Raw genomic sequence first — 14,098 nt, forward strand, 5'->3', positions numbered from 1 at the left:
TATATGAGTAATTCTATAAGATTATATAGTTATATTATAACCTTAGTTATTATATCTATTTTAATAAACATAAAAATCCTTTTTTAGTATTTTTATGTTTATTGTTATATTTTATAATTTTATGGTTTTTACTTAGTTGGAAAACATTTAATGCTAAATGGGTTTGCGATGAATGTAATAAAAATATCAATATTTCATTTTTAAAATTGAATAATATGCAATTTACAAAATATGTTATAATTAACTCGTAATTGTATTATTTATGTATAATTGAATAAGGGGGGCTATAATAAAATGACTGTTAGTATTCAAGATCTATTTAGATACTCACTTGCTATTGTTATCCTCGTTACATTTATTGCAATGATTGTTTATTTTTTGATTGGTTTAAAAAATAAAAACTATGCAAAGGCAAAAATATTTGCGATGATTTATGTATGTTCAAATTTATTACGACTTCTATTAAATCATTTTAATCTGTATTAATTTAATGTTTGTTTTAAGTATTACGAAGATAGAATTTAATATTAAATTAATGAAATGCAGTATTATTCAAAATGGAATATACGGTGTTATTTAGTTCGAAATTCAAATATAGAACTAATTAAGAAAGTTTCATTTTTGAAAATTGAATAATATATAATTTACAAAATATGTTATAATTTATATTAATTATGTATTTATAAGAAGGAGGTTAGTATGAAAATATTTGTTTTAGTTTGTAACATTATTGTTCCAGTAATTATGATTTGGATAGGTATATTGTACAACAGACATTCCAATAAAAAAATAAATAAAATATTAGATTTATTTATGCCTATTGCTATGATTAGTAGCGGATTAGGTGGTGCTGACAATAGTGATTTTTTAAAGGATAAAAACTCATTAGAATCGTCTAATAAAAAGTGTGGTTTGATTTGGTTTATATCGGGAGTAGTTACATTCATTATAACAACTATAGTATTAATAATAAATAAAGCAGAGATTTTAAATGCTACAAACCTTTTAGATACTAATAATGTTAGTGTTATTATGCTAGAAGTTGAATTTGTAATAGTAGTTATGGTTTTTATAAGTGTAGAATTTATTTTAAAAAAGGCTTTTTATAAGAAAATTGATACACAATTTTAAATTTACATCATATAGGAGCTTGGAAGAATGAATATTAGAAAAGCAACAAAAAAAGATTTATCAAGAATAGCAGAAATATATGTTTTTAATAATCGAATAAATTATTGGCCAATTTTTAAAGATGATGGATTTTCATTTGGAGAATTGCAAGTAGTTACTATGGTTGACAATTATTTTGGAAAAGATGAAATATTAAAAAATATATTGGTTTATGATGATGGTTTAATAAAGGGATTCATTCAAATGAATGGGACAGAGATTTGTAAAATATATGTAGATACTTTTTTTCAAAGTAAAGGGATTGGAAAAGAAATTATAGAATATGCAATTAATGAGTATCACGCTAATAATCTCTGGGCATTAGAAAAAAATAAAAGGGCAATTTCTTTTTATAAAAAACATGGATTCAATTTAACTGGTGAAAAGAAATTTGAAGAAGATACTATAGAGTATTTAGTTCAGTTAACAAGATAAAATTATTTTAAACACTACGGGAGTTATTAAAGATTTAAGTGATGAACTTATTGAATTTTTAAAATATGTAGAGCATTCAGATGATAAAACAGCAGAAGAAGCTACAGGAACTTTAGTTAAAAATATTCATAAAAGAGTAATTGAAGTTAAGAATAATCCTAAGGTGGAGGTTGAGTTTATGACACTATTAGAACGAGATAGAGAAAAGTTAGAAGAAGGAAGAGAAGAAGGTATTGAACTTGCGAAGAAGGTGTTCAAACTTTTAAGTAAAGGAGAGTCAATCTCTAATATAGCAAAAATATGTAATATATCCGAAGAAAAGGTTAAAGAAATAATAGAATAAAAGATGTTAATAAACCCCAAAAAGTGCCTACTGATTAGGCACTTTTTATTATAGAAGATTTTTTATGTTAGGCATTTGCAAATCTCTTAAGTGTTCAGCTGCTGAGCGAACTGCATGAAGGGTTGCAAGAGATTCAGCTCTATCATCTCCCCTTATATATAAGGATAGCTTTAATGCATCATTTTTTAAAACATCATAATCAACATGATTTAAATAAATAGCTGGTACATCAGCTTCTTCTATTATTAGCTCAATTAAAGCCACTGCATCTTCATAGGCTTTATCTTCGTCATAATTATTTAAAGCTTCTTCTATTAAATTGCATTTAACTATAATTTCATTACAAAGGTCAACAAACTTGTTGTTTAAGAAAAAAAGCCCTATAACTAAGGCTATAAAAAGACCAATAGATATAATAGTATTTTTCATTATGTAGCCTCCTTATCTCTATGAAGCTGATAAATAAATTTTCCATTAGTATCTGTCATAGCAATTACAACATCTTTAATTGAATTGACTTTATGTTTTTTTAGTTCATTTATAACCCATTCGTCACCTTTATTAGAAGAAGTTAATGAATTTCTATTAAATTCCCCATCTAAAACATAGATAATAGGTAATTTAGGTTTAGAATTACTATTATTATTTGATGAAGAATTGGAGTTATTTGAAGATCCGTTAGAATTATTATTAGAAGTTAGAAAAGACATTTGTCCGTTGTTTTCTAATATCCCATATTCAATTTCACTTAAGTCGAAATATCCAGCAAGACGTATTTCTTCCATAAGTTCATCTAAATTAATTTGTTGTTTTTTTAAATTTTCATATTTAATTTTTCCTCTAGCAATTAGAATACAAGGTTCTCCTTCAAGTATTTGTCTAGCTTTTTGGCTTTTAAGCTGTAGTAAAGATAATAAGGTTTTAATAAATAGCAGAGTTACTATAGGAATTACACCTAAAATCAAAGGTAATCTTGTATCTTGCATTGGGAGAGCAGCTAAATCAGAAATCATAATAGTGATTACAAATTCATAAGGTTGAAGCTCTCCAATCTGTCTTTTACCCATTAGTCTTATTACTAGAACAACTAAGGCATAAAGAAAGATAGTTCTTAATAATACTATAAACATATAACCACCTCGCAATAAGTATTATTTGTGTAAAGGCAAATTTTATACTTATATCAATTATCTATGTAGAATTTTTGAGTAATAAGTATATAATATTAGATAAGCTGTTAGAATATACTGACAAATATAACTGGCTTATGGCAAGGAGGAGAGACATGAGTAAATTTAAGATTAATTATGAAAATAAAGAGCATTTAATTGAAGAAGGCATTACTTATAAAGAGTTATTAGAAAATCATTTAAAAATTAATCCTTATGATATAGCATTATGTAAATTAAATAGAGAATATTATGAGCTATTTAAAAATATTACAGAAGATGGAGAACTAGAACTTATTACTTTTGATAGCTCAATTGGATATAAAATATATGCAAGAACATTACAATTTATATTTATTAAAGCCACTTTAGATCTATTTGATAATTCAGTAATTACAATAGAACATAGCATTGGAGATGGAGTCTTTGGGGAGCTTCATAAGGAAGAAGCTTTGAAAGAGGAAGATATAATTAAGATTAAGGAAAAAATGACAGAGCTTATAAATAAAGATATTCCTATAAAGAAAATAAAAATGAAGAGAAGAGAAGCTATTGAAATATTTAAGGGATATGGAATGGATGATAAAGTATCCTTATTGAATCATGTATCCTTTGAGTATGTAAATCTATATGAATTAGATGGAAGATATGATTATTTTTATGGACAAATGGCAGCTTCAACAGGAGTAATTAAGGCTTTTGACTTAATGTATTATAGCCCAGGATTCGTTTTAAGATATCCTAAAAGGGAAAATTTAAACGTAGTAGAAGAATTTAAGGAAAATAGAAAACTATCTCAAATATTTTTAGAAACTGAAAGATGGTTAAGTATTTTAGGTGTTGGAGAAGTAGGATCTTTAAATGATAAAGTTGAAAATCACGAACTTAGAGATTTGATAATGGTTTCAGAGGCTTTACATGAAAAAAAGATTGCCCAAATAGCTGATATGATTAATGAAAGAAAAGAAACTAAGATAGTTTTAATAGCTGGTCCTAGTTCATCTGGAAAAACAACTTTTGCCAATAGATTATCTGTACAACTAAGAGTAAATGGATATGTACCAGTTCCAATATCATTAGACGATTATTTTGTTGATAGAGAGCATACTCCAAAGGATGAAAATGGCGAGTATGATTTTGAAAGCATATATTCTTTAGACTTAGAATTATTCAATTCTCATTTAGGAAGTTTATTAAAAGGAGAAGAGGTAGAAATTCCAAGTTATAATTTTAAAAAAGGCGAAAGAGAGTGGCTTGGAAATAAACTAAAACTACCTAATAACGGAATAATATTAATAGAAGGAATTCATGGTTTGAATCCAATGCTAACATCCTCTATAGCAGATAAACAAAAATTTAAAATATATATATCTGCTTTAACTCAATTAAATTTAGATAATCACAATAGAATAGCAACAACAGATATAAGAAGAGTTAGAAGGATAGTAAGAGATTATCTATCAAGAGGGTATGGGGCAGAAGACACTTTGAAAATGTGGCCATCTATTAGAAGAGGAGAAGAAAAAAATATATTTGTCTATCAAGAAGAGGCAGATGTTATGTTTAACTCCACTTTAGTATATGAGTTATGCGTATTAAAAAAATATGCTTTAGAAGAATTAGATAAAATAGATTCAGATAGTCCAGTGTATATATTAGCAACTAGACTTAAATCATTCTTAGGATTCTTTAAAGAAATAGATAAAGACTATGTACCAACTAATAGTATTCTTAGAGAATTTATTGGTGGTAGTGATTTTTATAAATACTAAATATAATAAAGAGTTGATAATATTTAAAAGATCTCCTACTTTGTAATTTATTTTACAAAATAGGAGATTTTATGATTTTGTTTTAAAAAGTAAAATGATTCAGAAATCATTGCTAAGTTTTTACTTACAAAACCTTTCACCAACTGTAAGTGTTTTATTTTAATAATTCCATTTATAATAATTTTAGAAGATGATAATTAGAAATAAATGAAATTCCGGAGTTTTATTTGTTTGATATAAAGAAATGATGCGAAAGGTGATTACAATGAATGAAAGAATATTAGAAGTTAAAAATTTGAAAAAATATTATGGCAAAAAAGATTCTGCAACTAAGGCTTTAGATGGAATTAGTTTTCAAGTTATGAATGGTGAATTTATTGGAATTATGGGAAGTAGTGGTTCAGGAAAAACAACGTTGCTTAATTGTATTGCAACTACAACTCATCCTACGGAAGGTAATATTTTATTAAATGGAGAAAATGTTGAGAAATTTAAAGGAAATAAATTAGCAGATTATAGAGGGAATAAGATAGGTTATCTATTTCAAAATTTTGAATTACTAGAAAATTTAACAGCAAGGGAAAATATTTTACTTCCAATAGCTATTCATAATAAATTACAGAATAATAGTAAGGAAGAAGTAGAAATTCTAGCAGAATATATGGAAATTAAAGATGTATTAGATAAATTTCCTAATGAAATTTCAGGTGGACAAAAGCAGCGTGTTGCGGCAGCAAGAGCTCTGATTTTAAATCCACAAATTATTCTTGCAGATGAACCTACAGGAGCATTAGATTCTAAGAATGCAAAATCCTTAATGCAGAAGCTATCTGATTTAAATGAGGAGCAAAAATCAACTATTTTAATGGTTACTCATGATGCAAATGCAGCTAGCTTTTGTTCTAGAATTTTATTTATACAAGATGGAAAGTTCTTTCATGAATTAAGACGCAAAAAGCCAGAGGAATCTAGACAAGATTTTTATGAAAGAATACTTCTAGTTATGGCACAACTAGGAGGTGGAAGTGCAAATGTTTTATGATTTAGTTAATAGAAATAGTAAGAGAAATAGAAAAGAGAATGGATTATTTTTTATATCATTAATAATATCTATTATTGCATTTTATATTATTTTATCTCTTGAAAAACAAGATGTTATTATATTTTTAAAGACTATGGAAAGTCAAGCAGTACGTAAGTTGTTCTTACTTATTCCAGCATTATATGGATTATCATTATTCATTTTATTTTTTCTTGTATATTTTGCAGGAAAATATCAGTTAGAAAGAAGAAGCAGGGAGCTTGGAATGTACTTAATGCTTGGTATGAAACGTAGTAAGTTATTGTTAATGCTTTTTGCAGAAGAATTATGGAACAGCCTATTATCATTAATAATTGGAATACCTGTTGCAGTATTTATATCGGAAATTATAAGCTTAGTAACAGCTAAAATAGTAGGGCTTGGAATAATAGGACATAGTTTTTCATTTTCCTTTTCAGCTGTTATAGGAACTATATTTGGGTATTTTATTATTAGATTTATAGCACTTATTATTTTAAGTGGTAAATTTTCAAAGAAAGAGGTTCTAGAATTACTTTCAGAATCTCAAAGTGAAAAGAAAAGAAAAATAAATAAGGTTATCGTCATTATTAAATTAATTGTAGGAGTAATATTACTTTCAGTAGCATTTATTATAGGAATTAAGGGAATAGTATGGAGAGAATTAAAGTTTATGGCACTAATAGTTATACTGGGGCTTTTGGGAGTTTTTCTATTATTCCAAGGAATTGGTGTTTTATTTGAAGGAATACTTAAAAAGAAAAATAATATTAGTGGATTAAAGATGTTTACTTTCAGGCAAATACAAGAGTCTGTTTTCTTAAAGCCAAATACTTTAGCTGTTTCATCATTATTAGTGTTAATTGCAATTAGTTGTTTTGCATATGGGGTTCCAGTAGGTTATCTATTTAATTCAAAGGAAGCCCATATTATGGATTATACTTTTGAGGCAAATAAAGAAGAAGTAGAAGCAATAATAAAAGAACTTGATTTGGAAGCGTATATTGATGGAATATATGAAATGAAGATAGGAATGTTTTATAATGATAAATTTTCAGCAGAAGGGTTAATAAAAGCTGTAGAAAAACAAGATGATTCACAAGGTAAGGAAATATTATTAAATAATCTTCAATATCTTGATAGACCTTATTTAATTTCGCTAAGTTCTTATAATAAGCTTTTAGAAATACAAGGGAAGGATCCAATTAAATTAAATGATAATGAGGCAGCACTTTATGAAGACCCAGACTTTAATTTTAGCTCTATTATAGAGTTGGCTTTAAAGGAGAGGCCTATTATAACATTAGAAGATGAAGAGTATAAATTAAAAGATATATGCTATTCGGATAACATTATAACAGATAGTATGATAACCATAAGTACGGGATTAATAGTTTCTGATAATGTGTTTAAGAAATATACTGATGAGAATAATGTTAGTACTTATATTAATATGACTTTAGATAAGGACTTTGTTAAGAAAAAAGGTTTAATGCAGGCAATCAGTGAAGTTAATGAAAAACTTAATACTACAGAAGCAGTTTATGATGAATATAATGGGGTACGATATGAAAGTTATCTTCAAAATATTGGAAGGGAATTATTTTACACTGTTGCAGCAAGCTATACGACAATATATTTAGCTGTTATTTTCCTTATAATAGCTAATACAGTAATGGGTGTACAATTCTTAATGCATCAACAAAAAACTAAGAAGAGATATCAAGCATTAACATATCTAGGTGCAAATTATGAAATGCTATGTAAATCTGCTAGAAATCAAATAACGTGGTATTTTTCACTTTCAATAGCAGTTGCAGCAGTAAGTAGCATATTTGCAGTAAGAACATTATTTGCAGGAATGGTTACAACAGCAATGAAAGAATATGTTGGGAAACTAATGGTTATTTCAGCTTCTGTCATTGTATTAATATGTATGATAGAATTAATTTATATGAATATTGTAAAGAAAAGTAGTGATAAAAATATTTTAAAGCTTATGGATATGAAAAGAGAAGATAATTAGAGGTGATGATGGTGAAGAAGATTGTAATTGTAGAAGATGAGCTTTTTATGAGAGAAGAGCTTCAGTATATTTTAGAAAATGAAGGTTATGATACCTTTTGTATAACCAAATTTTCAAATGCAATAGATGAGATTATATCTGCTTCACCAAGCCTTGTATTATTAGATTTAAATTTACCTGGAATATCTGGTTTTGAAATATGTAAGGGACTTAGAAATAAAAGTAATGTGCCAATTCTTGTATTAACGGGGCGTGATCAAATGAAGGATGAGCTACATGCCCTTAATATTGGTGCAGATGAGTATATAAATAAGCCTTGTCATAAAGAACGTTTATTAGCAAGAATAACTAATTTGCTACGTCGTTTAGAAGACAGGACTAATTTTTTAGAAATAAAAGATATTAAATTAGATTTACAAACCTTTACTATTAATGTTAAAGGTAAGGCTACAATTTTACCTGAAAATCAAGGAAAGATAATGGAATTATTGCTTAAAAACTACCAAAAGCTTGTTACTAAAGAGATGCTATTTGAGAAACTTTGGGGTACAACAGAATATATAGATGAAAATGCTCTTCATGTAAATATGACTAGGCTAAAGAAATCATTGCATAATTTAGATACTAATTATAATATAAGTACAATTAGGGGGAAGGGGTATTCTTTAGTGCCCATAGGAGACAATAAGAATGATTAAAAAGTTAAGTGGAATATTAACAAAAAACAGGATTTGGATTATTGTTATACTTATATTAAATTTTATATTTGGAGTATTGCTATGGTTAGTTAATGATAAGGCTTTTATTTATATTTTCCCTACAATGGTTACTGGATCTTTAATTTTATATTTTTCTATAGTATTTATTCTTTATAAAAATGATTTAAAAAGAGAAGAAGCAATTAACAACTTTTTGAATGAGCCTACTAAAGATAAAGAAAATGAAATTATCAGTTTGTTTTATTATGAAGAAGTAAAAGTAATTAAAAGTATAGGTGAAATTTTAAGAGAAAAGCAAAATACTATAAATACTTATAAGCAAGGAATTAATGAGTATGAGGAGTATGTAGAAGCCTGGGCACATGAGATAAAAACACCATTAGGGTTAATGACCTTTGTATTAGATAATAGAAAAGAAGAAATATCAGAAATAGCATATAAAAGATTACAATATTCAAGGACTAAAATGCAAGAAGATATAGAAAGAATGCTATATTATGCAAGACTAAAATCTACTTGTAATGATTATTTTTTCAAAGAGCTATCATTAAAAGAGAGTTGTATAGAAATAATTGAAGAATATAAAGTAATATTACAGGAAAATGGTATAGGGGTAATATTAGACATTAAGGATTATAATGTTTTATCAGATAAAAGAGGAATTCAATTTATTATAAGACAAGTAATTAGCAATGCAATAAAATATAAAAATATTGAAGTAAGTAAAAAACAGATAGTTATTTCTTCAGATGATAATGAAAAAAATATAAGACTTAATATAAGAGATAATGGAATTGGAGTTAAGGCTTATGATTTACCATTTATATTTGAAAAAGGCTTTACTGGTGAGATTGGAGAACAAAGAAAAAACTCTACAGGAATGGGATTATATTTAGCAAAACAAGTAGCTGACGGCCTAAAAATTAATTTAGAGGTAAATGAAAATTATACTGAGGGATTTGAAATTTCATTAACCTTTCCTAAGGTAATTCATTAAAAGTAAAACATTTGTAGGAGATATATATTTAAGTGATAAATTAATAAGAGCAGGATATAGAATTAATAAAATTCGTGTAGCAGAGTCAATAGTTATTGATTTGCTTAATCCACAGTCACCTAATATATCTACTAATTATGCACCTGTTATAAAAAATTTAAAAGAAAGTAATTCTAAAACTTTTAAAGTATCTGATTTTAGAGATTTAGAAGAAGAAATTCATATAATACTAAAAGTTAATTTTGTCGACACTTTTAGGCAGATTTTATAATCTGCTTTTTTTATTAAAGATACTTTAGTGAAATTATAAATAAAATATTTTTATAACATTTTATTATTTATTGATATATAATTTTGCTTCAGAAATTTTATCTTTAGGTATAGGAATAATTAAAAGGTGGACATCTTTATTATTTAGATGGAATCTATTATCATATCTAGTGGCTGATCTACTTATAGTTGCATACTTTATTTCAATATTTCCATTTATAATTTTTTTGCTTTCTAATTGTTTTTCTTTAGGAATATTTAATGGAAATATTTCTTCATTTATGATTATATAATTTTCGTTTAAAATGATACTTTTATTTGTAAAAATAATGTGATCAAGCATACTTATAAACATTTTAATGATTATAGGTAAAAAATAACCAATAATAAATAAAATTAATAAAATTGATAATATAGTTTTATAATGGTCTCTATAATCCTCAACAAAAGCTACAAATATAAGTGCTATAGGAATAATTGTTGAATAGAATTTTATGGCTGCTTTGGATAATGATTCTATTTCAATTGAAAAGTTTAACTTAAAATTATTGATAATAAACTTGCTCCATAACTCATTAATATATGTCCATTTAATAATATAATCTTTAGGGTTATAAATTTTATAAACTTTATAAGCTTCATATATATATTTAATTGAATATAGCAAGCTTGAAAAAATTCCAATAATACAAAGTGATAGTATAGTAAGGATAATTCCACCTTTAATGGAGTTTTGGGTTAAAATATTCAAATCTATAATACCACTAATTAAAAAAGAAAATACTAAAATAAACATAATTAATTTAATAATATATAAAAAAGAAATTCTAATATTTCTTAAATTTACCAACTAATCATCTCCAAACTTTAGATAAATAGTATTTTGTACAAATTAAATAAACTATATTAAGATGATATCAATAAATTAAATAAAATTCAAATCGTATTTTCCAAATACTTCATTAAGAATCCATTCAAATTTATTTGCAAGAATAAGTTGAATATAACCAAAGTTGAGTTTGTTGTACCATTTCATCAATAGTCATATATAAATCACTTCTTTTTAAAAGTTAATTTTGCTAGCTTGAGTAACTAGTCATTAATTAAAAAGAAGAATTTATTTAATTTGTAAACTAAAAAAGTTATAAAATATAATATGGTACAATATAGAGAATAAGTTAATATATGAAAAAATGAAAGTGATAGTTACTTTTACTTTAATAGGAGGATTTATGAAAGAAATTAGAGTTAAAGAAAATTTACTTAAAATTGCAATCATACACCTAATTGTCTTTGTTGTTTCTACTGTAATATTTATTTATGATCCATCTAATAGTGATCCTCTGCTTATTGTGGAAATATTACATCCAAATTTTACAATAAAACATTTGGTGATTTGTACCATTTTATTTTTGATATTAGTTATATTATTTAAAGTAGAAAATAAGGTTTTAAATATATATTTGTTAATTATGATGATTATGTCTATCACAATGTCTATGAATTCAAAATTTGGGGGCTATGAGTTTAAGGTAGAAAATCCTTTCATATTGTGGGTTACATATCCACTTGGTTATTATTTATCATTTTGGATTGAAGTGAAAAAAATGACACAGTATAGAATTGTAATAATATCATCTTATTTTATTACTTTAAGTATTCTGCATAAAGTTGCAATTAAGCTTATTAGTAATATTAAGGTTAAAAGGTGATTTAAATGCTCTTTAGAAAGATTATGTAAAATGAAATTATTATTAGAAATATATTAATAAGATCTAAAGAACATTAAAATAACATTAAAATTAAGAAAAGTGGGAATAAATATATTATATGATTTAAATAAATTACTATTCAATAAAATATATGATACTATATTAACTAAACTTTTTAATTAATATGGATATTTATTTGACATAAATATATAATGTTTATATTGAAAAATTATTTACACTAAAGGAGAAAAAATCATGAGTAGCATGGGTGTTTTTGATATATTAGGTCCTATAATGATTGGACCATCTTCTTCACATACAGCAGGGGCTGCAAGACTTGGAAAAGTAGCAAGAACTATTGCAGGTGATGATGTAGTTGAAGTTACTTTTTTATTACATGGATCTTTTGGAAAAACTTATAAGGGACATGGAACTGATAGAGCATTAGTTGCAGGAATAATGGGAATGGAGCCTTCAGATGAGAGACTTAGAGATTCTCTTGAAATTGCAAAGGAAAGAGGAATTAAGATTATATTTAAAGATATAGATTTAGGAGATTATCATCCTAATACAGTTAAATTTTTAATGAAGCTTAAAAACGCTAAAGAATGTGAAGTTATAGGTTGTTCCATTGGTGGAGGAAATATTGAAATAGTTGAAATTAACGGAAATAAAGTTAAGTTTACTGGCGCATATTCTACTATAATCACTTCTCATAGAGATATACCTGGAACTGTGGCAAAGGTTACTAATATTTTATATGATAGTGATGTAAATATAGCATTTTTAACATTAGGAAGAAGTCAAAGAGGGAAAAATGCAACTATGACCTTTGAAGTAGATAGTAAAATATCTGATGAATTAATTGAAGAAATTAAAAAGGTAGATGGAATTGAAAAAGTAATACTTATTAATAAGATAGAGGATGGTGAGTAATATGGAAATAGCGAAATCTGGAGAAGAACTTATTAAAATATGTGAAGAAAATTCTATTTCATTAAGTGAATATGCTATAAGAAGAGAAATGGAAGATAAGGATATATCAAGAGAAGAAGTACTTTCAAAGATGCAAAGAACATTAGAAGCCATGAGAAGTGCAGCAACAGAGGCAAGAAAAAAAGAAGTATATTCTGTAAGTGGATTAATTGGTGGAGATGCTTATAAGCTTCAAGAATATTTAAAAAAAGGAAAATCATTAACTGGAGATACTATGGTGTTAGCAATGGCTATGGCTTTATCATCATCAGAAGTTAATGCATCCATGGGAAGAATAGTAGCTTGTCCTACAGCTGGGTCCTGTGGAATTTTACCATCAGTAATATTAACTGCAGGAGAGAAACTTGGAAAAAGTGATGATGAATTAATAAAGGCTTTATTCGCATCAGCAGCTGTTGGAATGATAATAGGAAGAAATGCAACTTTTGCAGGAGCAGAAGGTGGATGTCAAGCGGAATGTGGTTCTGCATCAGGAATGGCAGCAGCAGCAATTGTAGAAATGATGGGGGGAACTCCAAAGATGTCTTTAGATGCAGCAGCAATAGTATTTAAAAATATCTTAGGACTTGTTTGTGATCCTGTTGCTGGGTTAGTAGAAATACCTTGCGCAAAAAGAAACTCTTCAGGTGCTGTAAGTGCTTTATGTACGGCAGATTTAGTTATGGCTGGTGTAGAATCTAAAATACCATTTGATGATGCATTATCTGCTATGTATAAGGTAGGAAAAAGTTTACCAGCTTCATTAAGAGAAACAGGACTTGGAGGAGTTGCAGTAACTAAAGCAGGTCTAGAACTAAAGAAAAAAGTTTTCGGTGATGAATAAATAATAATGAAAAATTTATAATGGAGAATTAAGGATAAAACTCTTGATGTAGTTTTTAAAATTAAATTTTATTTAAATTATGCATATTAAGGGAAAAGTAGCTGTTGATAAAACATATTTTAAAGTTTTATCAACAGTTACTTTTTTTATAAGATTAAGTTTAAACTTAAAATAGTAATTACAAATATACCTTTCATTACAAGGTGTACTATTAGTAAAGGTTGGTTATTATGGATTATGTAGAATATTATTGAGTAGAAAAAGATAATAACCATGTAAGAAGAGTAGAAATCTTAATCGAAAAAATGTATTTTTAATGGTATGCCAAAACCATTAGTTAGAATGACGAATTTATAAAAATACTCTAAATTAAAGAAACAATTGAACTATTTAATAGAGTGATGAGTTTACAATTAGAAAATTAACAGATGTATAATTAGAATTAAATTATTAATTTATATACTCTAAATGTAGTTTTTATAATTTAGTTTAGATAAATTATTTCTTTTTTGCATTATTATAGAAAAAATGAAAAAAAATATATTGAAATGTAATTGTTTTTATTGTATTATATATACATAAACGCGAGTTTATTAAGCGTTTTAT

General features: G+C 26.2%; 15 protein-coding genes. 12 read left to right on the forward strand and 3 right to left on the reverse strand.

Going from position 1 to position 14,098, the window contains the following annotated elements:
- Positions 1-699 precede the first annotated feature (699 nt).
- The 3 genes from ACQPUY_RS07110 (at position 700) to ACQPUY_RS07120 (ending at position 1,948) form a co-directional block, all read left to right on the forward strand.
- Positions 700-1,131: a hypothetical protein gene (locus ACQPUY_RS07110; RefSeq protein ID WP_430840451.1), complete on the forward strand. Its 432-nt coding sequence runs from the start codon at positions 700-702 to the stop codon at positions 1,129-1,131.
- A gap of 27 nt (positions 1,132-1,158) precedes the next feature.
- The gene (locus tag ACQPUY_RS07115; RefSeq protein WP_430840452.1) at positions 1,159-1,605 is read left to right on the forward strand and encodes a GNAT family N-acetyltransferase; all 447 of its coding nucleotides are present in this window, start codon (positions 1,159-1,161) and stop codon (positions 1,603-1,605) included.
- 178 nt (positions 1,606-1,783) lie between these two features.
- Positions 1,784-1,948 carry a hypothetical protein gene (locus tag ACQPUY_RS07120; protein ID WP_430840453.1) on the forward strand — a complete coding sequence of 55 codons (165 nt, stop codon included), beginning with the start codon at positions 1,784-1,786 and terminating at the stop codon, positions 1,946-1,948.
- A gap of 48 nt (positions 1,949-1,996) precedes the next feature.
- Here ACQPUY_RS07120 and ACQPUY_RS07125 read toward each other — a convergent pair whose 3' ends face one another.
- Together ACQPUY_RS07125 and ACQPUY_RS07130 are read right to left on the reverse strand one after the other, a co-directional pair.
- Positions 1,997-2,377, reverse strand: coding sequence for a DUF4363 family protein (locus ACQPUY_RS07125; RefSeq protein ID WP_430840454.1), 381 nt, complete (start codon positions 2,375-2,377; stop codon positions 1,997-1,999).
- A complete protein-coding gene (locus ACQPUY_RS07130; RefSeq protein WP_430840455.1) occupies positions 2,377-3,078 on the reverse strand; it encodes a YetF domain-containing protein in 702 nt (233 codons plus the stop codon). Before ACQPUY_RS07130 ends, ACQPUY_RS07125 begins: the two co-directional genes overlap by 1 nt.
- Before the next feature lie 155 nt (positions 3,079-3,233).
- On the opposite strand from ACQPUY_RS07130, the gene ACQPUY_RS07135 reads away from it, so the two are divergent.
- The 6 genes from ACQPUY_RS07135 (at position 3,234) to ACQPUY_RS07160 (ending at position 9,962) form a co-directional block, all read left to right on the forward strand.
- Positions 3,234-4,889 (forward strand): nucleoside kinase, encoded by a 1,656-nt coding sequence (locus tag ACQPUY_RS07135; protein ID WP_430840456.1) that lies wholly within the window; start codon positions 3,234-3,236, stop codon positions 4,887-4,889.
- Between the two features lie 265 nt (positions 4,890-5,154).
- Positions 5,155-5,931, forward strand: a complete 777-nt coding sequence (locus ACQPUY_RS07140; RefSeq protein WP_430840457.1) for an ABC transporter ATP-binding protein — start codon at positions 5,155-5,157, stop codon at positions 5,929-5,931.
- Entirely contained in the window at positions 5,921-7,975 is a 2,055-nt protein-coding gene (locus ACQPUY_RS07145; RefSeq protein WP_430840458.1) for an ABC transporter permease, read from the forward strand. The genes ACQPUY_RS07140 and ACQPUY_RS07145 overlap by 11 nt, the downstream gene beginning before the upstream one ends.
- Positions 7,976-7,983: 8 nt before the next feature.
- The gene (locus tag ACQPUY_RS07150; RefSeq protein WP_430840459.1) at positions 7,984-8,673 is read left to right on the forward strand and encodes a response regulator transcription factor; all 690 of its coding nucleotides are present in this window, start codon (positions 7,984-7,986) and stop codon (positions 8,671-8,673) included.
- The gene (locus ACQPUY_RS07155) at positions 8,666-9,691 is read left to right on the forward strand and encodes a sensor histidine kinase (protein WP_430840460.1); all 1,026 of its coding nucleotides are present in this window, start codon (positions 8,666-8,668) and stop codon (positions 9,689-9,691) included. The genes ACQPUY_RS07150 and ACQPUY_RS07155 overlap by 8 nt, the downstream gene beginning before the upstream one ends.
- Positions 9,692-9,791: 100 nt before the next feature.
- On the forward strand, positions 9,792-9,962 hold the full coding sequence (locus ACQPUY_RS07160; RefSeq protein WP_430840461.1) for a hypothetical protein: 171 nt from the start codon (positions 9,792-9,794) through the stop codon (positions 9,960-9,962).
- A 63-nt stretch (positions 9,963-10,025) separates the two neighbouring features.
- On the opposite strand, the gene ACQPUY_RS07165 is transcribed toward ACQPUY_RS07160, so the two are convergent.
- Positions 10,026-10,811 (reverse strand): hypothetical protein, encoded by a 786-nt coding sequence (locus tag ACQPUY_RS07165; protein WP_430840462.1) that lies wholly within the window; start codon positions 10,809-10,811, stop codon positions 10,026-10,028.
- A gap of 382 nt (positions 10,812-11,193) precedes the next feature.
- On the opposite strand from ACQPUY_RS07165, the gene ACQPUY_RS07170 reads away from it, so the two are divergent.
- From ACQPUY_RS07170 to sdaAA, 3 genes are all read left to right on the forward strand, one after another.
- Positions 11,194-11,673, forward strand: coding sequence for a hypothetical protein (locus ACQPUY_RS07170; RefSeq protein ID WP_430840463.1), 480 nt, complete (start codon positions 11,194-11,196; stop codon positions 11,671-11,673).
- A 255-nt stretch (positions 11,674-11,928) separates the two neighbouring features.
- Positions 11,929-12,609 (forward strand): L-serine ammonia-lyase, iron-sulfur-dependent subunit beta, encoded by a 681-nt coding sequence (gene sdaAB, locus ACQPUY_RS07175; protein ID WP_430840464.1) that lies wholly within the window; start codon positions 11,929-11,931, stop codon positions 12,607-12,609.
- Position 12,610: 1 nt separating this feature from the next.
- Positions 12,611-13,492, forward strand: coding sequence for an L-serine ammonia-lyase, iron-sulfur-dependent, subunit alpha (sdaAA, locus tag ACQPUY_RS07180; RefSeq protein ID WP_430840465.1), 882 nt, complete (start codon positions 12,611-12,613; stop codon positions 13,490-13,492).
- Positions 13,493-14,098: the final 606 nt, after the last annotated feature.

Origin of the sequence: Clostridium nigeriense, assembly GCF_050585245.1 — a bacterium.
Classification (GTDB): domain Bacteria; phylum Bacillota; class Clostridia; order Clostridiales; family Clostridiaceae; genus Clostridium; species Clostridium nigeriense_A.

What these genes read in the sequence shown, in the direction of transcription:
- ACQPUY_RS07145 (WP_430840458.1), top strand. Translation starts at nt 5,921, where the DNA reads ATGTTTTATGATTTAGTTAATAGAAATAGTAAGAGAAATAGAAAAGAG.
- ACQPUY_RS07110 (WP_430840451.1), top strand. Translation starts at nt 700, where the DNA reads ATGAAAATATTTGTTTTAGTTTGTAACATTATTGTTCCAGTAATTATG.
- ACQPUY_RS07150 (WP_430840459.1), top strand. Translation starts at nt 7,984, where the DNA reads ATGGTGAAGAAGATTGTAATTGTAGAAGATGAGCTTTTTATGAGAGAA.
- ACQPUY_RS07155 (WP_430840460.1), top strand. Translation starts at nt 8,666, where the DNA reads ATGATTAAAAAGTTAAGTGGAATATTAACAAAAAACAGGATTTGGATT.
- ACQPUY_RS07125 (WP_430840454.1), bottom strand. Translation starts at nt 2,377, where the DNA reads ATGAAAAATACTATTATATCTATTGGTCTTTTTATAGCCTTAGTTATA.
- ACQPUY_RS07120 (WP_430840453.1), top strand. Translation starts at nt 1,784, where the DNA reads ATGACACTATTAGAACGAGATAGAGAAAAGTTAGAAGAAGGAAGAGAA.
- sdaAA (WP_430840465.1), top strand. Translation starts at nt 12,611, where the DNA reads ATGGAAATAGCGAAATCTGGAGAAGAACTTATTAAAATATGTGAAGAA.
- ACQPUY_RS07115 (WP_430840452.1), top strand. Translation starts at nt 1,159, where the DNA reads ATGAATATTAGAAAAGCAACAAAAAAAGATTTATCAAGAATAGCAGAA.
- ACQPUY_RS07135 (WP_430840456.1), top strand. Translation starts at nt 3,234, where the DNA reads ATGAGTAAATTTAAGATTAATTATGAAAATAAAGAGCATTTAATTGAA.
- ACQPUY_RS07170 (WP_430840463.1), top strand. Translation starts at nt 11,194, where the DNA reads ATGAAAGAAATTAGAGTTAAAGAAAATTTACTTAAAATTGCAATCATA.
- ACQPUY_RS07130 (WP_430840455.1), bottom strand. Translation starts at nt 3,078, where the DNA reads ATGTTTATAGTATTATTAAGAACTATCTTTCTTTATGCCTTAGTTGTT.
- sdaAB (WP_430840464.1), top strand. Translation starts at nt 11,929, where the DNA reads ATGAGTAGCATGGGTGTTTTTGATATATTAGGTCCTATAATGATTGGA.
- ACQPUY_RS07140 (WP_430840457.1), top strand. Translation starts at nt 5,155, where the DNA reads ATGAATGAAAGAATATTAGAAGTTAAAAATTTGAAAAAATATTATGGC.